Here is a 24,147-nt window from a genome sequence, read left to right on the forward strand (position 1 = left end):
ACCGCAGTCAACTCGGTTTTTTATTGGAAATCGTCGCTGGCCTAATTGCTTATACATTCCAACCTAAAAAACCGAGCTTGAATTTACGGGATTGTGATATCGCTATTTTTAAACGAAGCTGAGGTTAATTAGGGTTATTGCAGTAATTTATTGAATAGTATGGTGATAATGGTCATGTCGCAACAGAGCATTTTACGCTTTTTAGCCCATTATCACCATTCATACTAAGCTGGAATTATTTCTTCATATTACAAGATTTCGATTTATCGAAATGGATTTTACCTGTCTGAATCAAGGCAGGATCAAATTGTCCATCTTCCATTGAAGGACGGATGCTGTAATAGCCTTCAACTTCAACATAAACCGGCGTTCCACCTTCCACACCAACTTGGTGATAGCCTTGCTCCAAATCCAGGCTTTCCGTTACCGCATACTGCTTACCTGTACTACAATCAGTAAATGAAGCAGCATCAGCCATATAACTGTATTCACCCATTAGTTTCTTCGGTTTTACCCGCTGTAGTTCATAGTTGAATGATGATTCAATTGTATTGCCTTCAATATCCAGCATTACCAAATTTTCACCTTTCGACTGATAATAAGATTTCTGGTCGTCTGAATTTGTCAGGCGAATTTTCGCTCCATCTTTTGCCCATAGACCGGATTCAAAGAACGACTGGTCACCATCACGAGCGCCAAGATAAGTTTGTTCCAGAATATAAGTACCGTCATTATCCAATAACAGTGTGGTATCAATACCAGAACAATCAGCGCAAGGAAGAGCGCCATGAAAAGTCTGATCTACTGGCTGTGAACTCGTTTGCTGTGCTGAGTTACCTTTACATCCCATCAAAGCAGATACGCCCACAGCAACTAACGCGGTCAAAAGTTTTTTATTCACATTTATCTCCACACAGTATAATGAGCTCATAATTCTCATCTTATAAGTAACACAAGGAACATAGTGATTATTCAAGCTTAATAGCGTAAATACTGTCCTTCTTAAGGATGTTACTCAATAATAGCAAAATAACGTAGGCCGATTTTAATCCTTTTGTCAGGAACTTGCTGTGAAATAAGACTTTTATTTATTTACTGTTCAGAATGAATAACCAAAGTTATTCATTAATCACGATTGATTTCCTGTGCTATAGTCATTAATAGTGCTTTTGAGTTACAATTTTTAACAACCACGGGCGGCAATAACCGCCACTAACCATAGTGGTGAGCGAATATGTCTATAAATACTGAATATCAACCAATTAACTGTGACGACTACGACAATCTTGAGTCAACTTGCCAACATCAGCTCCATCTCCACATAAAGTTGCGGGGCGGGGAAGTTATTGAAGGAAAAGCCTGTGATTTGGTTTTAAGAAAAAAAGCTGAATACTTGATAATTGAAACAGAAGGTAAACCCCGTGAGTTGCGGTTAGATCATATTGCTAGTTTCAGTCACCCTAAAATTGGCACTATTACTATTGAACCCTCTGAATCTTGATAGAAAACAGCCGCCTTTGGCGGCTTAACTTTTTATTTTAACAGCGTTTTATGCCAGTTAATTGTTAACATCACCCTTCCTTCTGCCGTTTCACTTTCCTTGGTAACAAAAACACCTAACGCCGCGATCAATTGTTCGTTGTAATAAAGCAGTGGAATTCTCTCTCTAAGCCACGGGGCAACCCCAAGCTCTTGCCACAATTTTTTACTATGCCGGGAGTGTTGACGCCCCACAATACTTATCATTCCTTGGACACCAAAGCGAATAGTCACTCGTTCATTATCAGCCGGGGCCCTTACTTGAATACCGCAATCAGCAATATTCAATTCTCCTAAGTGATCCGGTAATACCAAAGTATTGCAAATATCCCACTCAAGAATAATCTCTCTCAAAGATTGCCACTGAGGAACCAACCAGAGTTTTTGCTTATAACGGCGTACATCATATTTACCAAATTGTAGACGAGGCTCAGCATCGGTACGAGCAAGCGCCACCTCATACCAAAGCCGGTTAAGCTGCTCTCGTGAAGGCATTTTCATCTCATGGTAACCAAACCAACGGCGTAACAAAGCATTTCGTTTGGCTTCTGAACATACAGCCAAAGACGAAATACCCAAAGCACCATCTTGAGTTATCAGCTCTTTCAGAGACTCATTCAGTAATTCATCCAGAAGCTGCTCTTGTTCACCACATAAACTTGCACTACGAGCAACAGATTGTGGGAAATGCGGCCAACGTTGATTCAGTAACGGCATGATATGTAAGCGCAGAAAATTTCTGTCATAACGATCATCTTGATTACTGTCGTCTTCAATCCAATTCAGACGATGTTTACTGGCATACATTTCCAATTCATTCCGGCCATAGCCAAGTAACGGACGTAACAATAATGTATCAGCAAACACAGCGATTGAAGGCATAGAAGCAAGACCTGCCGGACCACTACCTCGCTTTAATGCCAGTAAAAAAGTCTCCGCTTGATCATCAAGATGTTGAGCTGTTACCAAAACTTCATCTTTTTGTAATTCGCGCTTGAATACCTGATATCGAGCATCGCGAGCCGCAGCCTCAATCCCCTTTTGACGAGCATCTATCGTGACTCTTGCAGAATGAAACGCCACTTTCCAGTCATCACAAATCTGCTGGCAATGTTCAACCCACTGATCTGCTTTTAGGTTTAAACCGTGGTGAATATGCATTGCTCTTAGTTGAATTTCCTGATTATGTTGATTACGCCAATTAACCAGCAAATGAAGCAAAACAGAGGAATCTAGCCCACCACTGAATCCAACCAGAATTTTCTTATATTCACCAAGCTGTTTAGCCAAAGTGACAAATAGTCGCTCATTAATGTTTGTCATTACAGATTCAAGCGTTCTCTAATATGCAATAATATGAATTTGTTATCACTTATTTTATTCAGTTTAAGATCACTGCCCGTTAATAACGTTTTTCGTCACTTTCATTAAAAAGACAAAATAAATAAAACAGAAATAATAAGGGATGGAAGTAGCTGAAATTTATCAGTTACAATCATTTCCATCCCTCATTCAAACAATGAGTTCAGATATCAACAATAACCATATTGCATTAAGCGCTGATATCGGCGGTCGATTAACTCTTCTGATGTCAAATGATCAAGCTCTGCTAGATCAACCAACAACTGAGCTTTCAACGACGCAGATATTACTTCATAGTCACGATGAGCGCCACCTAATGGCTCTGAGATCACAGTATCGACCAACTCCAACTCTTTCAAACGAGGTGCAATAATCCCCATCGCTTCTGCCGCCAAAGGTGCTTTTTCCGCGCTTTTCCACAAAATTGAGGCACAACCTTCTGGGGAGATAACAGAATAAGTACTATATTGCAGCATATTCACTTTATCACCAACACCAATCGCCAATGCACCACCAGAGCCACCTTCACCAATCACGGTACAAATAACAGGCACAGACAGGCGAGACATTTCACGCAAGTTGCGAGCAATCGCCTCAGATTGGCCACGCTCTTCTGCACCAACCCCTGGATATGCACCAGGAGTATCAATGAAAGTAATGATTGGCAGTTTAAAGCGCTCTGCCATTTCCATCAGACGCAAAGCCTTACGATACCCTTCTGGCGCTGGCATACCGAAATTACGGCGAATTTTTTCTTTGGTTTCACGACCTTTTTGGTGACCAATAACCATCACTGGACGCCCATCAAGACGAGCCAGACCACCAACAATTGCTTTGTCATCAGCATAAGCACGATCACCAGCAAGCTCTTCAAAATCAGTAAAAATATGCTGAATGTAGTCCAACGTATAAGGACGACGTGGGTGCCTAGCAAGCTGAGCAACTTGCCAGGCACCTAAATCTGAAAAGATTTTACGAGTCAATTCCAGACTTTTTTCTCGCAAACGTTGTACTTCTTCATCCAGATTTATATCTAATTTTTCACCTTGACGGCTAACTGCGGTTAGCGAATCAATTTTCGCTTCCAGCTCGGCAATCGGCTGTTCAAATTCAAGAAAATTCAGACTCATAACATTCCTATTTTAGTCAAATTCTAATTCTACCTGCTCATTACCCAGCAGAGTTCGCAAATCTGTCAGAAGGTTATCCGTTGGCGTTACCCTCCACGTCGCGCCAAATCTTAAACGGGCGCGGGCGTCTTCCCTCTGGTAATAAAGATGAACTGGTATCGTTCCCGAACGGTGTGGTTCCAATGCACTACGAAGACGGCTCAACAATTGATCATCAATTTGCCTGTCTGACAGCGAGATAGCAAGCCCACGCGCATATTTTTCACGCGCTTCACTAATATCCATTAATTCACGAGCTGTCATTTTAAGACCGCCATTGAAGTCATCAAAGCTGACCTGCCCTGTAGCAATTAATATCCGGTCTTGTTCTAACAAATGCCGATATTTCTCCAAGGCATCGGAAAATAACATAACTTCTAGACGTCCTGAACGGTCATCTAAGGTACAAATACCAATCCGGTTACCCCGTTTGGTTATAATCACTTTGGACGCTAACACCAAACCTATCACAGTCGTTGCCTGACCGCGCGGTGTTGGGTTCACATCTTTTAACCTCAATCCATTAGTATAGCGCTCAATTTCTTTTAAATAACGGGTGATAGGATGCCCAGTTAAATAAAGTCCCAACGTTTCCCGTTCACCATCAAGAACAATTTGTTCCTGCCATTGAGGAATATTGGCATAAGAGCGTTCCACTTCTTCTGGCTCTTCAGCTAATACACCAAACATATCAGTCTGACCAGTAGCTTCCGCTTTAGCATGTTGATCTGCCGCTTTTAAGGCATCTTCCAACGTAGACATCAGTGCTGCACGATGTGGCCCCAAACGATCAAATGCCCCTGACATGATCAGTTTTTCCATCACTCGGCGATTTAACTTCTTGATGTCAACACGGGCACATAAATCAAACAGTTCTCTAAAATAACCACCTTTCTGACGAGCTTCAATGATCGCTTCAATTGGCCCTTCACCTACCCCTTTAATTGCGCCGATACCATATACGATCTCCCCGTCATCATTAACGTGGAAATGATACAAGCCACTATTGATATCAGGAGGTAAGATTTTCAGCCCCATGCGCCAGCATTCATCAATCAAACCAACAACTTTTTCTGTATTATCCATATCAGCAGTCATTACCGCAGCCATGAATTCAGCCGGGTAATGTGCTTTCAACCATAAGGTTTGATAAGAGACCAAGGCATATGCAGCAGAGTGAGATTTGTTAAATCCGTAACCGGCAAACTTCTCTACCAGGTCAAAGATTTTCATTGCCAGTTGGCCATCAATACCCAGTTTTTTTGCGCCGTCTTCAAAGACAGAACGCTGCTTAGCCATCTCCTCCGGTTTTTTCTTGCCCATCGCTCGTCGGAGCATATCTGCACCACCGAGAGTATATCCCGCCAGCACCTGAGCAATCTGCATCACTTGTTCTTGGTAAAGGATAATGCCGTAAGTTGGCTCTAACACTGGCTGTAAAGATTCGTGCTGCCACTGTATATCCGGGTATGAGATCTCTTCCCGACCGTGTTTACGGTCAATGAAGTTATCCACCATGCCTGATTGCAAAGGACCTGGACGGAATAAAGCAACAAGCGCGATCATATCTTCAAAGCAGTCGGGACGCAGACGTTTAATCAGGTCCTTCATACCACGGGATTCAAGCTGAAATACCGCTGTTGTTTCAGCGCGTTGCAGCATATCAAAGCTTTTAGCGTCGCTCAGCGGAATTGCTGCAATATCAATCGGCTCTAGATCTTTCTTCGCCCTACGAGCGTTGATCATCTCTAATGCCCAGTTGATAATGGTCAGTGTCCTCAGCCCGAGGAAGTCAAATTTCACCAACCCTGCATATTCCACATCGTTTTTATCAAACTGAGTAACCGGGTTCAAACCTTCCGGGTCACAATAGAGAGGCGAAAAATCAGTGATCTTAGTTGGAGCGATAACCACCCCACCCGCGTGTTTCCCGGCATTACGAGTAACACCTTCCAATTTACGCGCCATATCTATCAGCGCCTTAACTTCCTCATCCGCTTCATAGATTTCAGGAAGTTGAGGCTCTGCGGCAAATGCTTTCTCCAACGTCATACCTGGATCAAGCGGTATCAATTTGGAAATCCTATCAACAAATCCGTATGGATGCCCTAGCACACGGCCAACATCCCGGATTACCGCTTTCGCAGCCATTGTACCGAATGTGATGATCTGAGATACGGCGTCACGACCATATATATCAGCCACATGATCAATCACCAGATCGCGTTTTTCCATACAGAAATCGACGTCAAAATCGGGCATAGAAACACGTTCAGGGTTAAGGAATCGTTCAAATAGCAGATCAAACTCCAAAGGATCAAGATCGGTTATTTTCAGGGCATAAGCCACCAGAGAACCCGCACCCGAACCACGTCCAGGGCCAACAGGAACACCGTTGTCTTTCGACCACTGAATGAATTCCATCACGATCAGGAAGTAACCTGGAAACCCCATCTGGTTGATAACCCGAAGTTCAACATCGAGTCTCTCATCATATTCAGGGCGTTTTTCTGCGCGTACCTTAGGATCTGGATAGAGAAATGCTAAGCGTTCTTCCAACCCTTGTTTAGATCTATCTATCAGATAATCTTCAGTACTCATTTCTCCCGTAGGGAATTGCGGCAGAAAATATTCACCAAGGCGAATAGTGACATTACAACGCTTAGCAATTTCTACACTGTTTTCCAGCGCTTCAGGAATATCAGCGAATAGTTCACACATTTCCTGTTCACTACGCAAATATTGCTGAGGACTGTAATTTTTCGGGCGTTTGGGGTCAGCCAAAGTATAGCCATCATGAATCGCTACGCGAATCTCATGTGCATCAAAATCTTCGCTATCAATGAAACAAACATCATTAGTTGCAACGACAGGCAGGTTTCTTTCCGTTGCCAGTGCAACCGCTGCGTGCAGATAACTTTCTTCATCTGCACGCCCAGTGCGGATCAACTCCAAATAATAACAGCCGGGAAAATGCTCCTGATAAAACTCAAGGCATTGGTCCACCATAACCTGATTACCACGTAGCAAGAATTTACCCACATCTCCCATACGGCCACCGGAGAGCAAGATTAGCCCTTCTTTATGGTTTATCAGCCATTCCAGCTTAATTGTCGGACCAATCGCACCATATCCCTTTTGATAAGCCTCTGATATCAGCAACGTCAGATTATGATAACCAGTATTATTGCGCGCAAGAATGGTGAGGCTAGCGTACTCATCACCAAGCAGTTCACTTTCTACATAGAAATCAGCACCAATAATCGGTTTTATTCCTGCCCCATGAGCACTGCCGTAAAATCTCACCAACCCACACAAATTAGTAAAATCAGTGATCGCAAAAGCCGGCATACCTAACTGCGCAACCTTTTTCACTAAAGGGCTGGTTTTGGCTAAGCCATCAATCATTGAATAGTCGCTGTGAACACGTAAGTGCACAAAACGGGGTTCGGCCATATATTTATCCAGATGATATCAATTTGAAGAATAGCTGTATTCAGTCAACAAGTTTACTTAAGGCCAATTGCTCTCTTAACCGGCGCAAAACTTTTACGATGATGTTCTGTCGCTCCCAACTGAGCCAACTTTTCTAAATGAAATGCCGTCGGGTAGCCTTTATGCTTAGCAAATCCATATTCAGGAAACAGTTGATCAAGTTCAGCCATTTCCCGATCTCTGGTAACTTTCGCCACAATAGAAGCGGCACTGATTTCAGCAACCAGCCCATCGCCTTTTATCACCGCTTGTGCCGGCATGGGCAATTTAGGGCAACGGTTACCATCAATCAGTACATATTCAGGAGAAATAGGCAAATTAGCCACAGCCCTTTGCATCGCAAGCATAGTTGCATGCAGGATATTCAATTGATCAATTTCTGCCGGTTCTGCACGCCCTAAACTCCAGCACAATGCTTTTTCTGTGATCTCCAGATACAGTGCCTCACGGCGTTTTTCACTAAGTTTTTTAGAATCAGCCAAACCAACTATCGGCCGTAATGGATCTAAAATAACCGCCGCAGTTACAACTGCACCCACTAACGGGCCTCGACCAACTTCATCAACCCCAGCAATCAGACTCGCCCGAGGATATATAAATTCCATCATTTTCCTGCCAATTCCAACACCGCTTGTGCTGCTTGTTCGTCAGCATTACAACGAATGCTTTCATGCAAATGTAAAAATGTCTGCTTCAATATTTCAACTTTTTCATTGCTTTGTAGTAACGGCAACAATTCATCTGCAAGTTTTTGCGGCTGACATTCTTGCTGCAATAATTCTTTAACTAACTCTTCACCGGATAATAAGTTAGGCAATGAAACATAAGGCGTTTTTACCAAGCGTTTTGCCAACCAGAAAGTCAATGGCCTCATCCGGTAACCAACCACCATTGGACATTTTGCCAACATACATTCCAAGGCAGCAGTACCAGAGGCCAAAAGTGCGGCATCACTTGCGATCATGATTTCTCGCGCTTTACCGTCCACAAGATGAACATTCAGCTCTGACGCAACTTCTTGTTTAATGCACTCAAATTGTTCACGCCGTTTAGCATTCACTAATGGCACAAATACATGCAGATCAGGTATGCTTCGCTGCAATAACTGAGCAGTTTTAAGAAAATCCTCACTCAGCATCTCAACCTCGGAATGTCGACTTCCCGGCAATAAAGCCAAGCAAACAGCCTCTGGCGGAATACCTAATAACTCACGTGCCGCCGCTTTATTCGGTTGCAATGGCATAGCATCCGCCATGGTATGCCCAATAAACCGACACGGAACATTAAACTTATCGTAAAACGCTTTTTCAAAAGGTAAGAAAGCCAGTACCATATCTGTGGCTTTACCAATTTTGAAAACACGTTTCTGCCGCCAAGCCCATACCGACGGACTAACATAATGAATAGTGCGGATGCCCCGCTGTTTTAACCGACCTTCCAAGGTAATATTGAAATCCGGTGCATCGATGCCTACAAACACATCAGGTTTCAATTCAGTGAAGCGGGTTGTCAGATCCTTACGTATTTTCAACAAACGAGGTAAACGTTCGAGAACTTCGACAATCCCCATTACTGCTAGCTCTTCCATCTCATACCAAGCTTCACAACCTTCAGCCTGCATAAGAGGACCTGCCACACCAACAAAACGGGCATTAGGCACTTTCGCTTTTAAAGCACGAATTAAGCCTGCACCAAGGATATCACCGGAGGTTTCTCCGGCGATTAATCCAATAGTCAACGGACGCAGACTATCAATAGAAGAAATGGTAGCCAAAGGAGTATCCTTCATCTACTTAACGGATAATGCCGCGGGTAGAATTTGCCAAAAAATCGCTGAAGATCTTCACATGCTGATTATTTTCAGCCAACTCAGCAATTTCTCGTTGTGCTTCTTCTAACGTTTTTCCGTTACGATACAAAATCTTGTACGCATTTCTAATTGCATGCAATGAATCTTTATCAAAACCACGGCGTTTCAGACCTTCGACATTAGTACCAAAAGGTGTTGCATGATTCCCCTGAGCAATAACATATGGCGGAATATCCTGTACCACACCAGAACATCCTCCCACCATAGCATGAGAGCCTATCTGACAGAACTGATGAATCGCACTCATACCACCAATGATGACATAATCACCCAGGATAACATGCCCCCCCAAAGTACCATTATTAGCAATGACACAACGATCACCGAGAATACAGTCATGAGCGATATGGGCATTAATCATCAGCAAATTATCATTGCCGATTTTCGTTACACCGCCACCCTGCTCGGTACCACGATGAATAGTGACACTTTCGCGGATACGGTTACGATCACCAATTTCAACTCGGGTTGGTTCACCGTGATATTTCAGGTCCTGATTCATTTCGCCAATAGAAGCAAACTGAAAAATCTGGTTATCACGGCCTATTTTGGTTATTCCATTGACAACAACATGAGACTTCAGCTCTGTACCTTCGCCAATTTCAACCTGTGAACCAATACAACAAAATGGCCCAATACGAACATTGGCACCAATAACCGCACCATCTTCCACAATAGCGCTAGGATGTATATAAGCGGTTTCATCAATCATAGACTAAACCTCACGACGGCGAGCACACATCATTTCTGCTTCGCAAGCCACTTCTCCATCGACTTTCGCTACGCCTCTACAACGCGCAACCCCTCGACGCTCTTTAATAAATTCTACTTCTAATATCATTTGATCCCCAGGCACTACCGGACGTTTAAAACGGGCACCATCGATAGCGGCAAAATAATAGAGCTCATTTGGCTCTAGTTTACCCACACTCTTAAATGCCAGAATTCCGGTAGCCTGCGCCATAGCTTCAAGGATCAGAACACCTGGGAAAATAGGTTTGCCGGGAAAATGCCCCTGAAAGAAGGGTTCGTTAAAAGATACATTTTTTACTGCACGTAAGAATTTACCTTCCTCAAAATCAAGAACGCGATCCACCAATAAAAACGGATAACGATGTGGAAGTAAATCTAAAATTTCTTCAATGTGCAGAGTATGATTATCACTCATCTAAATACTCTTCCTGTCAAAAAGGACTAATTGTATTAACGACACGGCCCGCTTAAACCCCAAATCCAGAGTTCCCAGGCAGGCCGCAAAATAAGACACAACCAAAAATAAAAATATAGTGCAATTAAATCTAGTACAATTAAATATAGTGCAATTACTCGTTTTCGCCTTCCAGTTTGTTCTCCATTGACTTAAGACGTTTATTCATTTCATTGATATTCATGACTAAAGCTGCCGTCTTACGCCAAACTTTATTTGGTTGTGCCGGAATACCAGAGGAGTATACACCAGGTTCAGTGATGGGACGCATCACCATACTCATCCCCGTGACTGTTACCTTATCACAGATTTCCATATGTCCATTAATTACACTGGCACCACCAATCATACAGTAACAACCAATTTTCAGACTACCGGCCATGATCACACCGCCAGCAACCGCTGTATTGTCACCAATGATAACATTATGAGCAATCTGACACTGGTTATCGATAATGACACCATTACCAATAATGGTATTATCCAAAGCTCCCCGATCGATCGTTGTACAAGCGCCAATCTCAACCCGGTCACCAATAATGACTGAACCTAATTGAGGGATTTTAACCCACTTGCCACGATCATTCGCATAGCCAAAACCATCAGATCCAATCACTGCTCCTGACTGGATCAAACACTGTTCACCCATTTCAACATTATGATAAATCGAGACATTCGCCCAAAGGCGACTTCCCGCACCAATGCGCGTATTTTTACCAATAAAGCAGCCTGCACCGATAACAACATTGTCACCAAGAACAACGCCAGATTCGATAACAGAATTGGCTCCGACAGCAACGTTTTTACCCAAAGTTGCCTGAGGTGAAATCACCGCAGAAGAGTGAATATCTTGTGCGGGAACTGGTGTTGTATCCATAATCTGAGCCATATAGGCATATGCCAGATAAGGATTGGCGACAACCAACGCTGGAATATTGCAATAAGGAAGATCTGACGCTTGGAGAACGACAGCGGCAGCCTGACATTCACCTAAACGTTCACGATAACGACTGTCAGACAAAAAAGTGATCTGTTCGCCATTGGCCGAATGCATTGGTGCAATACTGGTGATAACAATATCGCCATCACCATGTAATTGTGCATTCAACTGCTGAGCTAAATCAGCCAATCGAATTGAAGGCATCTGTTATTTAACCTGTTTCAATACACTTGCAGTAATATTTTTGCCAGATACTGAATAAGCAACAGCATTCGCATCAATAACAACATCATAGCCTTCTTTGCCAGCAACCACTTTGATTGCGTCCTGAATACGACTTAGAATTTTGTTGCGTTCTTCCATCTCGCGACGACGGTGATCTTGTTCAAAAGCTTGAGCTTTTTTGGCAAATTCTTCACGCTTAGCCATCACATCTTTTTCCAGCTTAGTACGCTCACTGGATTTCATAGTGGAACCATCACGCTGTAATTTCTGGATCTTGGATTGCAAGTCAGTTTCCATCCGTTGCAATTCAGATGCGCGGTTTTTAAACTCATTTTCCAACTGCTTCGCAACAGCTTCGCGGGCTGGCAACTGCTGGAAAATCTCACCAACATTTACAACGGCAATTTTGTCTGCTGCCTGAGCGCCAACAGAGAAAGCTAATGCAATACCAAAGCTTGCTGCACACAACCATTTTTTCACTATAAACTCCTTAAACCACGCTATCTGTAACCTATTGGAAAACTTAGTCAATGCTCTGAAACTTACGATTTCAGAGCTTGCTCTATCAATAATAAGATAAAAACGCATTATCACCAGGTTTTGCCAATATTAAATTGGAATTGCTCTGATCTATCGCCTTCATAGTCTTTGATCGGCTTAGCATAAGAGAACACCAGCGGACCTAAAGGAGACATCCATTGCAATGCAATACCCGCCGAAACGCGGATATTACCCGGTTTGCCGTAATCAGGTATACCATTGTTTTTCATCGCAACAGAATCATTCCAATAGGTATCCCAAACCGTACCTGAATCAATAAAGAATGAAGTTCGGACAGAATTCGAATACTTACTATCGAGGAATGGCGTCGGAGTAATCAACTCAAGGCTGGCTACCGCCATTGCGTTCCCCCCCACGGCATCACGAGATGGACTATCTTTCTTAGGCAGCCCGTCCTTATTCAAGTAAATAGCCTTAGGACCGATATTGTTCGAGCGGAAACCACGAACCGTACTGGAGCCACCTGCATAAAAGTTTTCATAGAATGGCAACTCTTTACCACCTAATCCATCACCATAACCTAAACGGCTGCGCCCCAAAATCACCCACGTACGATCATCATTAATCGGATAGTACGCAGAAGTGTCAAGAGTCACTCTATAGAATTTATTATCCGAACCAGGAATAGTCACTTTACCATTCAGTGTCGATTTCACACCAGATGTTGGGAAGAAACCGCGGTCAAGGTTGTTATATGTCCACCCCATGCTTAGAGCAAAGTCATCCGCTTTGAATTCAGCTTTACTTACAAAATCTGGTTTTTCACCCATAGACCTCAGATAACGCCACATGCCTGCCTGAGGAAGCATATCAGACAGCGAGTTATGAATATAATTTAATCCAAAATTCAGGGAATTATTTTCATTAATCGGGAAACCGAGAAAACCATTTACACCATAACTTTGGTTAGTATAACCGGATAATTCAGCATCATCGGCTTTGAAATCGTTGAAGAATACCCGGCCACCAAGACTCACACCATTAACTGTGAAGTATGGATCAGTGAAGGAAAGCTCCGCATAGGTTGAATAATCGTTCTTACTAGCATTAATCCCCACAGCATTACCTGTACCTAACCAGTTATCTTGCTGAGCACCAATCTGGAAACTAACGCCACTTTCTGTACCAAAACCAACACCAAAGTTCAAAGAACCGGTATTACGTTCTTTAACTTTATAAACGACATCTACCTGATCAGGGCTGCCTGGTACACGCTGAGTTTCAACATCTACCGTTTCGAAATAACCCAAACGGTTAAGACGCTCTTTACCCAGTTCAACCAGATCACTCCCTAACCATGCTCTTTCCATCTGACGCATTTCACGACGCAGAACGGAATCTTTAGTGGTGTCATTACCAGAGAAACGAATTTTACGAACATAGAAGCGGTTACCTGCATCAATATTGACATGCAGTCTTACTGTTTTATCCTGATCATTGATTTCCGGTTGCGTCATCACCCGTGGGTAAGCATAACCATAGCGACCAAGCAGGTTCTTGATGTCATTTTCCATTTTAGTCACCTGAGTCCCGTTATACAGAGATCCAGGCTCAATGGCAGCCAGTTTAGTAATTTCTGACTGATAACCCGCCATATTACCGTTGATGTCAATACCTGATATTTTGTATTGATCCCCTTCAGTCATATTTATCGTGACATAAATACCTTTTTTATCTGGCGTCAAACTGACCTGAGTCGAATCAATGTTGAAACGGGCATAACCGCGATCAAGGTAAAAACTGCGTAATGCTTCAAGGTCACCAGTCAGTTTTTGTTTCTGATATTTCTGATCGGCGGTCAGATTCCACCACGGCACATCATCTCTAAGTTGGAAACGATTCAATAATTCATCAGAAGAAAATGATTTATTACCGACAATGTTAATTTGCTGGATTTTTGCCGAAACACCTTCAGCGAAAACCAGTTTTAAATCGACACGGTTACGTGGAAGTGGCGTAACAACCGCTTTTACACTAGCGTTGTATTTACCCACACTGTAGTAGAAATCTTCCAACCCTCTTTCGATATTGGACAGCATCGTGCGGTCAAGGGCTTCTCCGACCCGAACATGAGATGCCTCAAGGTTTTGTTTCAACATGTCATCTTTCACCGATTTATTGCCGGAGAAAGTGATGCTGGCAATAGTCGGCCGTTCTTTTACCTGAACAATAAGTGTATTGCCATCACGCAGGACACGAACGTCTTCAAAGTTACCAGTAGCAAATAGTGCATGAATGGTACGACCGATATCTTCATCGCTAACCGTATCACCTACGCGAACTGGCATATTCAATAATGCTGCACCTACGGCGACGCGTTGAAGACCTTCAAAGTGAATGTCCTGAACTACGAATCCGTTTGCACCGTATGCAGTGGCGCTGCCGAACAGCAGCGACGCTATGAGTAACTTTTTCATCGCCATCGTTGTAATGCGTCTTCCTAACCAGTCTTCCGCTTTAAAAACGGGAGAAATCATTGAAAAGTGCAAGCCCCATCAATAACACCAGTATCATAGCACCGATGCGATAGCTGAAGTCTTGTACACGCTCGGAAACCGGCCCACCCTTTATCTTTTCGATAAACAAGAAGAGCAGATGTCCACCATCTAACACAGGTAATGGAATTAGGTTAATAATCCCAAGATTGACGCTTATTAGCGCCAAAAACATCAAATAATACACCAAGCCGGAATCAGCCGACACCCCCGCCCCTTTGGCGATAGAGATAGGCCCACTCAGGTTGTTAATTTTCACATCACCAACGATCAGCTTACCAATCATACTGACAGTTAATCGCATCAGTTGCCAAGTCTTATCTCCTGCCTGATACATGGCGGAGAAAGGCCCGTATTGCTGAACGATTTTATATTCATCGGCTAATGGCACAACTCGCAGCTCCACACCGGCAAAACCAACTTTCCTGCCACCGGACTGTTGTCTTACTTCCGGCGTCATAGAGAGGGAAATAATATGACCAGCCCGATCCACGGAAAGTTCCAGCGGGACATTCGGATTATTACTGACAAAGGATGTAAAAGTATGCCAAGCATCTATTTCCTGGTCACCGACTTTAACTATCCTATCCTCCTTTTGCAAACCCGCTTTTTCTGCTGCGGAGCCAGGGATAACTTTTTCCACCAGAGAATCCAAATAAGGGCCGACAGGCATAATTCCTAGAGACAACACAGGATCTTGCTTATCAGGATCAAAGTTCCATTGCTGCAAATCCAAAATTTTCTCTACCGGATATGATGAACCTGGAGAGATAACCTGAACGGTCATGTTATCATCACCTATCTTACCCACCAGAGCAAAACGAACTGAATTCCAATCAGGCGTTTCGATACCATCTACGGATTTTAGTTCCATTCCTGATGAAATATTTGCTTGCGCAGCGATAGAATCCGGTTTGATATCCGCAACAACAGGACGGATTGCCGGCACACCAATAATAAACACTAACCAATAAACCACAGCCGCCAATAAAAAGTTAGCAATTGGCCCGGCACTGACAACCGCGGCACGCTGCCCAAGTGTTTTATTATTGAATGCCATATGACGGTGTTCAGGAGAAACAGGTGAAACACGCTCATCAAGCATTTTCACATATCCCCCCAGCGGGATAAGGGCTATAACATATTCCGTCCCCTGGCGATCCATACGCCGCCATAGCGCTTTACCAAAACCAATGGAAAAACGCTCAACGTAGATACCACACTTTCTAGCTACCCAAAAATGACCGAACTCATGCACAGTGATCAATATGCCTAGCGCAATAATAAAAGCCGCCAGATTCCAGAGAATTCCCATCATATTTTTTAAACGCCGTCAAACAGAGAGATCAAAACACCAGCAATATCATGCCGGCAAAGACAGGGATCGCAGCAGTCAGACTATCAATACGATCCATAACACCGCCATGTCCCGGAATTAGCTGGCTGCTATCCTTAATACCTGATTCACGTTTGAACATACTCTCAGTCAAATCACCAAATACAGAAGCGATAACAACAATAGCAGAACACAACATAAGTTTTTCAGGCATTGCAGGTACTGGAGCATATTTCCCAAACAACCATGAAATAACGGCCGCTGTCATTAATCCCCCGATTAATCCTTCCAGCGTTTTTCCTGGAGAAACTTTCGGTGCCATTTTACGTTTACCTAAAGTACGTCCGAAGAGATAAGCACCGGAATCCGCTCCCCATACCAACAACATGACATACAGTAACCACCATGCACCATAATATGAATTATCATCATATCCCTGAGTCCGCAAGACCATCATTCCACAGTAAAACGGCACTAATGTCAGGACACCAAACAAAAGGCGCAATAGAATGGATTTCTTCCAAATTGCAGCGGAAGAAGGATAGGTAACAACCAGAAGCGTCGCAACAACCCACCAAATCATCCCCCCCCACAGGATAAAAGTGATTTGCGGTTGTCCAACTAAATCAGTGAAATCTGGCAGAGTATACTGTAGGGCTAATAAACCAATAGCAAACAGAACTGCCAGAATAACCCGTTTCGTTTGACTAAATAAGCCAGCGAATTGCCCCCATTCCCATGCAGCAAGGGCTGAAACAGCAATAATAACCAGCCCAAACGCTACTGGCGGCAGCAAAAACAAAGCGGCAATCACAAGAGGGATTAATATCACAGCCGTTATAAGGCGGTACTTCAGCAAGAGTTCCTCCTATGATCCCATATTGGCATCGTCTGGTATTGTTCCGCCAAACCGGCGTTCTCTTTTGGCAAAGGCATTAATTGCACCTTCAAAAACAGTTTCATCAAAATCAGGCCAGAGTATATCGGTAAAATAGAATTCTGCATAAGCTATCTGCCATAATAGAAAATTACTGATACGATGCTCACCTCCGGTTCTGATGACTAAATCAACCTGAGGTTGCTGGCTTAGATTCACATAATTATTAACTAATTCTTCAGTAATATCCTGCGGCTCAAGGGAATTATCTTTAATCTGCCGAGCAATTTTCTGAACACTTTGAACAATATCCCAACGACCACCATAGTTTGCAGCAATATTAAGTTGCAGCCCCGTATTATTAGCAGTCAACTTAACTGAGCGGCAGATACGATCCTGTAAACGCTCACTGAACCGGCTGATATCACCAATAACAGATAATCTAATATTATGCTTATGTAAACTTTTGACTTCGCTATCTAGTGCAAAAATAAATAATTCCATTAAAGAACTGACTTCTTGCTCCGGCCGATTCCAGTTTTCACTACTGAAAGCGTATAGCGTCAGTGACTCAATTTTATGTTTAGCCGAGAAACTCACCGCACTCCGTACCGCTTTAATCCCCGCACGATGACCAAAGGCTCTTAATTTCCCTCGTTTCTTTGCCCAACGGCCGTTACCATCCATAATAATGGCAACATGTTTAGGTAATAATGACGATAAATCGTTCTGATGATGATTGCTGGATAATATCACTCAATTAATCCTTTACTGGTCAGGGTAATTCTCTTACAAGTTCAGGCATCCAAACATAAAAAAGCCGTGTCTGGTATCCACGGCCTGGGTAAAAGCCTAATTATCTGGAAGAGAACTTCCAAAATCTGGACCGTTAATTATATCAACCAACAGTTATACGCAAACTATACCATCAGGTAAAAATGCGGACAAATACCCATTTGCCAATCAAAGACTATCTGATAAACGAACGAATAGTCTTCATAGCCAAATCTCTTGCGAGATTGTCAATCTGTAAGACTTCCTCAATGCTCTGAGGTTCCGGTAAATTTAGTTTTTCTACAACCAGCCGGTTTATAATTGCAATATCTGTGAAAGAGATTCCATTTTGTAAAAAAACCTTAACGATTTCTTCATTCGCTGCATTCAAGGCTGTCGTTGCAGCCTGACCTGCGTGGCAAGCTTCAATAGCTAGTTTCAAACATGGATACCGTTCATAATCTGGTTTCGAGAACGTCAGTGTACCTAAAGAATAAAAATCAAGAGGTTCAACACCAGAAGCAATACGATTTGGGTACGCCATCGCATAGGCAATTGGTGTACACATATCCGGCGTTCCTAATTGAGCAATAACGCTGCCATCCTGATAACGAACCATAGAGTGAATAACCGATTGAGGATGGATTACTACTTCCATTTCCGCAGCAGATGCATTGAACAAGCAACACGCCTCAATATATTCCAATCCCTTATTCATCATTGTTGCAGAATCTACCGAAATCTTACGCCCCATCGACCAATTCGGATGAGCACAAGCCTGGTCCGGTGTGACAAAAGCCAATTGCTCCAAAGGAGTATGACGAAAAGGCCCACCAGATCCTGTCAGAATGATATTAGCAATTCCATGTTGTTTTAGATCTCCGCGCCCAAGGTTTCGCTGTATGACCTCAGGTAAACTCTGGAAAATAGCATTATGTTCACTGTCTATGGGTAATAGTTGAGCATTATGTTGCGCCACCGCATCCATAAAAAACCGACCACTGGTAATCAGCGACTCTTTATTAGCAAGTAAAATCTGTTTACCCGCTCGGATGGCAGCCAGCGTTGGCAATAAACCAGCAACACCAACAATCCCAGACATCACCTGATCAACATCATTCAAAGCAGCTAAATCACACGCAGCCTGTTCCCCGAAAAATACCTCGGTTTTACAACCTTGTTCAATGAGCAACTGACGCAACTCTTTTGCAGAAACTTCGTCCGCCATCGCAGCATATTGAGGCCGAAATTCCAGACATTGTTCAGCCATAACCTGGACATTTTTTCCAGCGGCAAGCGCTGTTACTTTAAATTTATCAGGATTATTGCGAACTACAGTAAGTGTACTTTTGCCTACCGAACCTGTGGAACCAAGAATGGTCAACCTTTTCATACTGATGCTCTGAATTGTTTTATTTGGTGTGTATTGATACTTGTCTGATTTGCCTGGCTATGAGCGCTCATGACTTCAGAGAAATGCCGAATAAAAAATAGCGCCGCACGATAGCAGCGCTTGATATACCCGTCATCTTTCAAGTTGCCTCTTTGTTGGCTGCACTCTCTCACCCCGGTCACAGAGTTATCTATACTCCCGGGGATTCGCTCCCTTGCCGCCGCGATGCATCTTGAAATCCATAGGGTATATATCTTATGAAAGAGATTAGAACTCCATCAGTTCTTCTTCTTTCTTCGTTAAAGCTTCATCAACTTTTTTGATGAAATTATCCGTCAGCTTTTGAATATCATCCTGCGCACGACGCTCATCATCTTCACTGATCTCTTTGTCTTTCAACAGCGCTTTGATTTTGTCGTTAGCATCACGACGAATATTACGTACAGAGACACGCCCCTGCTCAGCTTCGCTACGAACCACCTTAATCAAATCCTTACGGCGCTCTTCTGTCAATGCTGGCAAAGGAACACGGATTGTAGTCCCCGCAGAAGATGGATTCAGCCCTAAATCAGAAGCCATGATTGCCTTTTCAATCGCCGGCGTCATAGTACGATCAAATACCGTGATAGCCAGGGTACGTGCGTCTTCAGCGACGACGTTAGCAAGCTGACGCAAAGGCGTTGGCGCACCATAATACTCAACAGTGATACCATCCAGCAGACTAGGAGAAGCTCGGCCAGTACGAACCTTGCTAATTTGGTTTTTAAGTGCTTCGACGCTCTTTTCCATGCGGTCTTGTGCGTCTTTTTTGATTTCATTAATCACGTTACAAACCCTTGGGAACTGGTTGTTTTCAAGCCATAAATCATTATGGCCATAATTTATTAAATTTGGCGTATCAGGCGACTCATCATACCGCCAAACATCTCTGGTGTCTTTGAACATTACTCATGAGAAATCAGGGTACCTTCATTTTCCCCCATCACCACACGACGCAATGCCCCCGGCTTATTCATGTTAAATACGCGAATGGGTAAGCTATGATCACGAGCCAACGTGAATGCCGCCAAATCCATAACTTTCAATTCACGCTCTAATACCTGCTGATAGGAGAGCTTATCAAACAATACCGCTTCCGAATCTTTAGCCGGATCAGCCGAATAAACACCATCTACTTTAGTTGCTTTTAGCACAACATCTGCTTCAATCTCAATACCACGCAAACACGCTGCCGAATCTGTAGTAAAGAACGGATTGCCGGTACCCGCAGAGAAAATAACAACACGACCATGACGTAACAAACTAATCGCTTCTGCCCAACTATAGTTATCACAAACGCCATTTAAAGGAATGGCAGACATTAGACGGGCGTTCACATAGGCGCGGTGTAATGCATCCCGCATTGCCAGCCCATTCATTACTGTTGCCAACATGCCCATGTGGTCGCCGACTACACGGTTCATTCCTGCTTCTGCCAAGCCAGCACCACGAAACAGATTACCACCGCCAATGACGACACCGACCTGTACGCCTAACTCAACCAGTTCTTTGATCTCCTGAGCCATACGATCTAAAACGCTGGCATCTATACCAAAACCTTCTGCACCTTGCAGGGCTTCTCCACTGAGTTTAAGCAGGATACGCTGATATACGGGTTTTGCATTGGTTGCCATGATGTTCTGTCCTAAGCAGAAAAGTATATTGGGGATTTACATACATCCGGGTCATTCTGACCAGATGCAAAAACTCAAAACCTACTGGAATAGGCGGTTTAGATTAGATAAAACAGAACCGCCATTTGGCGGCCCTGTTTGTAAAAATTAAGACTATTTACTCATTGCAGCAACTTCTGCTGCGAAATCAGTCTCAACTTTCTCAATACCTTCACCCACTTCATAACGGATGAAGTTGGTCACTTTAGCATTGTTTTCTTTCAACAGATCGCCAACTGTTTTGCTTGGGTCCATCACGAAATTCTGACCTGTCAGAGAGATCTCGCCGGTAAATTTATTCATACGGCCAGAAACCATTTTCTCTGCGATTTCACGTGGTTTACCAGACTGCATGGCGATATCAAGTTGGATTTGGTGCTCACGCTCAACAACATCAGCAGGTACATCGCTTGGGTTAACATATTCAGGCTTGCTTGCAGCGATGTGCATCGCCACATGCTTAATCAGCTCTTCATTAGCGCCTTCAGCCGCAACCAGAACACCGATACGCGCACCATGCAGATAAGTACCCAGTTGTTCGCCTTCTAATACAGAAACACGACGAATGTTGATGTTTTCACCGATTTTAGCAACCAATGTGGTACGCTGTTCTTCGAACTTAGCTTTCAGCGCTTCAATATCAGAGACTTTATCAGCCAATACTGCCGCCATAACTTCTTTACCGAAAGCGATGAAGCCAGCATCTTTAGCAACGAAGTCAGTTTCACAGTTCAGCTCAACCAAAGCGCCGAATTTGCCATCAGCAGCCACTTCCGCCAGGATGATACCTTCAGCAGCAACACGGCCAGCTTTCTTAGCAGCTTTCGCTTGACCTGATTTACGCATGTTGTCAATAGCTAACTCGATATCACCATTAGCTTCAACCAGCGCTTTTTTACATTCCATCATACCTGCGCCAGTACGCTCACGCAGTTCTTTTACCAAAGCAGCGGTAATTCCAGACATTTGTTTTATTCCTCGATGTATCCCGCAGGAAGAGAGTATTCCGCATGGATAGTTCTTATATTAGATACGTAAAAGGGGGCCATAACAGGCCCCCCTAACCAATATATTTCAATACCTGGTTAATAAGGGCTCAATAATGAGCTTGCCTTATTATTCAGCTTCTACAAAGCTTTCTTCTGCCTGAACAGCCAGATCTTGAGAACGACCTTCACGAACAGCGGTAGCAACAGCACCTAGATACAGTTTTACTGCACGGATTGCGTCATCGTTACCAGGGATGATGAAATCAACGCCATCTGGATCAGAGTTAGTATCAACAACCGCAAATACTGGAATACCCAGGTTGTTTGCTTCTTTGATAGCAATGTGTTCATGTTCAGCATCGATAACAAACAGAGCGTCAGGTAAGCCACCCATATCTTTGATACCGCCCAGACTATTTTCTAACTTACCAAGTTCACGAGAACGAATTAACGCTTCTTTCTTGGTCAGTTTGTCAAAAGTACCGTCCTGAGACTGTGCTTCTAAATCTTTTAAACGTTTGATGGACTGACGAACGGTTTTCCAGTTAGTCAACATACCACCTAACCAACGGTGATTAACGAAGTATTGATCACAGCTCTGAGCTGCTTCTTTAACCGCTTCGCTCGCAGCACGCTTAGTACCAACAAACAGAATTTTGCCTTTGCGTGAAGCAATTTTGTTCAGTTCAGCTAGCGCGTCGTTGAACATTGGAACAGTTTTTTCCAAGTTGATGATATGCACTTTGTTACGAGCACCAAAGATGAATGGTTTCATTTTTGGGTTCCAGTAACGAGTCTGGTGACCGAAGTGAACGCCCGCTTGCAGCATATCGCGCATGGAAACAGTTGCCATTGTAAACCTCTGTAAAATATTAAGTTGGGGTTATGCCTCCACGAGCCCCATAACACCGACTCCTTAGCTGCATGTTCTGCATGAGAGCACCCCGGTGTATGTGCCGACTCGTGTGTGTTATTACACAGTGAGTATATTTAACGTCACTCTATTTTGCCTCAGTAGCAAATACAGAGAACGCCGGCGCGCTTTATATCATAAACCCACCTAAGACACCAACTTTTGTTGCCATTTTCTGACAGCTCAATGTGAAAAGAAAGGCAGGGTGACGAAAGGTATTCTTGATAGGCAAAAAGGTAACGAGGGAAATAGGGCCGCCAACTGTTATTGGCAGATATTCTGTAGGCTGATACCATTAGTTCAATAATTTTTTCCTTGTTGAAAAACAATACAGCCAGCAGATTCGCTGGCCTTGAATGGACAAGTTTCATGGCAATCTCAATTAAAACCCCTGAAGATATTGAAAAAATGCGCGTCGCCGGTCGATTGGCGGCAGAAGTGTTGGAAATTATTGAACCTTACGTCAAACCCGGTGTAACAACAGGTGAATTAGATCGTATCTGTCACGATCACATTACCAATAAACAACAGGCTGTCTCTGCCTGCCTTGGTTATAATGGTTTCCCAAAATCCGTTTGTATTTCTGTTAATGACGTAGTGTGTCATGGTATCCCTAGTGATGATAAGGCATTGAAAGATGGCGATATTGTTAATATCGATGTGACTGTCATCAAAGAGGGCTTCCACGGTGATACATCAAAAATGTTCATTGTTGGCAAACCAACCATTCAGGGTGAGCGCCTATGCCGCATCACTCAGGAAAGCCTCTATCTGGCCTTGAAAATGGTGAAGCCCGGTATTCGCCTGCGCACCCTTGGTAGAGCCATCCAACAATTTGTTGAAGCTAACGATTTTTCTGTAGTCCGTGAATATTGCGGTCACGGCATCGGCGAAGGGTTCCATGAGGAACCACAGGTACTGCACTATGACGCCGATGATGGTGGTGTTGTTCTGCAAAAAGGTATGGCTTTCACTATTGAACCAATGGTTAACACCGGTGACTACCGTATCCGTACCATGAAAGATGGCTGGACAGTCAAAACGAAGGACCGCAGCCTGTCTGCACAGTATGAACATACAATTGTTGTTACTGATAACGGTTGTGAAATCATGACATGGCGTAAAGAAGAAGAACCAACACTTTCCGCAGTCTTGGTAAATGAATAATTAAAACAACAAACTACGAAGCCTTGCTAAAATCATACAAGGCTTCTATTTCCTCTACTCCGCAATATACCCTTGTTTAGCACCCTACTTTCTCAGTAATCTGGCCGTTACGATTCGCCTTTT

At 43.5% G+C, this 24,147-nt stretch carries 21 protein-coding genes and 1 pseudogene; 3 read left to right on the forward strand and 19 right to left on the reverse strand.

The window, feature by feature from the left end; all coding sequences use genetic code 11:
• Positions 1-122 (forward strand): annotated as a pseudogene (locus EAE91_RS25080) (IS982 family transposase); the annotation flags it as partial.
• A 113-nt stretch (positions 123-235) separates the two neighbouring features.
• Here the strand turns inward: EAE91_RS25080 and nlpE are convergent.
• On the reverse strand, positions 236-901 hold the full coding sequence (gene nlpE / locus EAE91_RS19590; RefSeq protein ID WP_247982983.1) for an envelope stress response activation lipoprotein NlpE: 666 nt from the start codon (positions 899-901) through the stop codon (positions 236-238).
• A 333-nt stretch (positions 902-1,234) separates the two neighbouring features.
• Between nlpE and rof the strand changes: the two genes are divergently transcribed.
• A complete protein-coding gene (gene rof / locus EAE91_RS19595) occupies positions 1,235-1,501 on the forward strand; it encodes a Rho-binding antiterminator (protein WP_214089956.1) in 267 nt (88 codons plus the stop codon).
• Between the two features lie 32 nt (positions 1,502-1,533).
• On the opposite strand, the gene tilS is transcribed toward rof, so the two are convergent.
• The 18 genes from tilS to rpsB all read right to left on the reverse strand — a co-directional run bounded on the left by tilS (position 1,534) and on the right by rpsB (position 22,797).
• Positions 1,534-2,862, reverse strand: a complete 1,329-nt coding sequence (gene tilS, locus EAE91_RS19600; protein ID WP_214089957.1) for a tRNA lysidine(34) synthetase TilS — start codon at positions 2,860-2,862, stop codon at positions 1,534-1,536.
• A 209-nt stretch (positions 2,863-3,071) separates the two neighbouring features.
• On the reverse strand, positions 3,072-4,031 hold the full coding sequence (gene accA, locus EAE91_RS19605; RefSeq protein WP_214089958.1) for an acetyl-CoA carboxylase carboxyl transferase subunit alpha: 960 nt from the start codon (positions 4,029-4,031) through the stop codon (positions 3,072-3,074).
• 12 nt (positions 4,032-4,043) lie between these two features.
• Positions 4,044-7,526, reverse strand: coding sequence for a DNA polymerase III subunit alpha (gene dnaE / locus EAE91_RS19610; protein ID WP_214089959.1), 3,483 nt, complete (start codon positions 7,524-7,526; stop codon positions 4,044-4,046).
• 53 nt (positions 7,527-7,579) lie between these two features.
• Positions 7,580-8,173, reverse strand: coding sequence for a ribonuclease HII (rnhB, locus tag EAE91_RS19615; protein WP_214089960.1), 594 nt, complete (start codon positions 8,171-8,173; stop codon positions 7,580-7,582).
• Positions 8,170-9,354, reverse strand: coding sequence for a lipid-A-disaccharide synthase (gene lpxB, locus EAE91_RS19620; protein WP_214089961.1), 1,185 nt, complete (start codon positions 9,352-9,354; stop codon positions 8,170-8,172). Before lpxB ends, rnhB begins: the two co-directional genes overlap by 4 nt.
• A 4-nt stretch (positions 9,355-9,358) precedes the next feature.
• A complete protein-coding gene (gene lpxA, locus EAE91_RS19625; protein ID WP_214089962.1) occupies positions 9,359-10,147 on the reverse strand; it encodes an acyl-ACP--UDP-N-acetylglucosamine O-acyltransferase in 789 nt (262 codons plus the stop codon).
• Positions 10,148-10,150: 3 nt separating this feature from the next.
• Entirely contained in the window at positions 10,151-10,603 is a 453-nt protein-coding gene (gene fabZ, locus EAE91_RS19630; protein WP_036781244.1) for a 3-hydroxyacyl-ACP dehydratase FabZ, read from the reverse strand.
• 154 nt (positions 10,604-10,757) lie between these two features.
• Positions 10,758-11,786, reverse strand: a complete 1,029-nt coding sequence (gene lpxD / locus EAE91_RS19635; RefSeq protein WP_214089963.1) for a UDP-3-O-(3-hydroxymyristoyl)glucosamine N-acyltransferase — start codon at positions 11,784-11,786, stop codon at positions 10,758-10,760.
• A 3-nt stretch (positions 11,787-11,789) separates the two neighbouring features.
• Complete coding sequence (gene skp / locus EAE91_RS19640; RefSeq protein ID WP_214089964.1) at positions 11,790-12,287, reverse strand: molecular chaperone Skp; 498 nt, start codon at positions 12,285-12,287, stop codon at positions 11,790-11,792.
• A 110-nt stretch (positions 12,288-12,397) separates the two neighbouring features.
• On the reverse strand, positions 12,398-14,791 hold the full coding sequence (bamA, locus tag EAE91_RS19645) for an outer membrane protein assembly factor BamA (RefSeq protein ID WP_214089993.1): 2,394 nt from the start codon (positions 14,789-14,791) through the stop codon (positions 12,398-12,400).
• A gap of 34 nt (positions 14,792-14,825) precedes the next feature.
• Positions 14,826-16,181: a sigma E protease regulator RseP gene (gene rseP, locus EAE91_RS19650; RefSeq protein WP_214089965.1), complete on the reverse strand. Its 1,356-nt coding sequence runs from the start codon at positions 16,179-16,181 to the stop codon at positions 14,826-14,828.
• A 28-nt stretch (positions 16,182-16,209) separates the two neighbouring features.
• Complete coding sequence (gene cdsA / locus EAE91_RS19655) at positions 16,210-17,058, reverse strand: phosphatidate cytidylyltransferase (RefSeq protein ID WP_214089966.1); 849 nt, start codon at positions 17,056-17,058, stop codon at positions 16,210-16,212.
• A gap of 9 nt (positions 17,059-17,067) precedes the next feature.
• Positions 17,068-17,763 (reverse strand): (2E,6E)-farnesyl-diphosphate-specific ditrans,polycis-undecaprenyl-diphosphate synthase, encoded by a 696-nt coding sequence (gene ispU, locus EAE91_RS19660; protein ID WP_244868950.1) that lies wholly within the window; start codon positions 17,761-17,763, stop codon positions 17,068-17,070.
• 283 nt (positions 17,764-18,046) lie between these two features.
• On the reverse strand, positions 18,047-19,243 hold the full coding sequence (gene ispC / locus EAE91_RS19665) for a 1-deoxy-D-xylulose-5-phosphate reductoisomerase (protein WP_214089967.1): 1,197 nt from the start codon (positions 19,241-19,243) through the stop codon (positions 18,047-18,049).
• Between the two features lie 267 nt (positions 19,244-19,510).
• Positions 19,511-20,068, reverse strand: coding sequence for a ribosome recycling factor (frr, locus tag EAE91_RS19670; protein WP_214089968.1), 558 nt, complete (start codon positions 20,066-20,068; stop codon positions 19,511-19,513).
• 119 nt (positions 20,069-20,187) lie between these two features.
• On the reverse strand, positions 20,188-20,916 hold the full coding sequence (gene pyrH, locus EAE91_RS19675) for a UMP kinase (RefSeq protein WP_036781253.1): 729 nt from the start codon (positions 20,914-20,916) through the stop codon (positions 20,188-20,190).
• A 153-nt stretch (positions 20,917-21,069) separates the two neighbouring features.
• Positions 21,070-21,921 carry a translation elongation factor Ts gene (tsf, locus tag EAE91_RS19680; RefSeq protein WP_214089969.1) on the reverse strand — a complete coding sequence of 284 codons (852 nt, stop codon included), beginning with the start codon at positions 21,919-21,921 and terminating at the stop codon, positions 21,070-21,072.
• Between the two features lie 150 nt (positions 21,922-22,071).
• Positions 22,072-22,797, reverse strand: coding sequence for a 30S ribosomal protein S2 (gene rpsB / locus EAE91_RS19685; RefSeq protein WP_036781258.1), 726 nt, complete (start codon positions 22,795-22,797; stop codon positions 22,072-22,074).
• A 429-nt stretch (positions 22,798-23,226) separates the two neighbouring features.
• On the opposite strand from rpsB, the gene map reads away from it, so the two are divergent.
• Positions 23,227-24,024, forward strand: a complete 798-nt coding sequence (gene map, locus EAE91_RS19690; protein ID WP_214089970.1) for a type I methionyl aminopeptidase — start codon at positions 23,227-23,229, stop codon at positions 24,022-24,024.
• The last annotated feature ends 123 nt before the right edge of the window (positions 24,025-24,147 follow it).

It is taken from the genome of Photorhabdus noenieputensis (assembly GCF_018448935.1).
GTDB lineage: Bacteria > Pseudomonadota > Gammaproteobacteria > Enterobacterales > Enterobacteriaceae > Photorhabdus > Photorhabdus noenieputensis.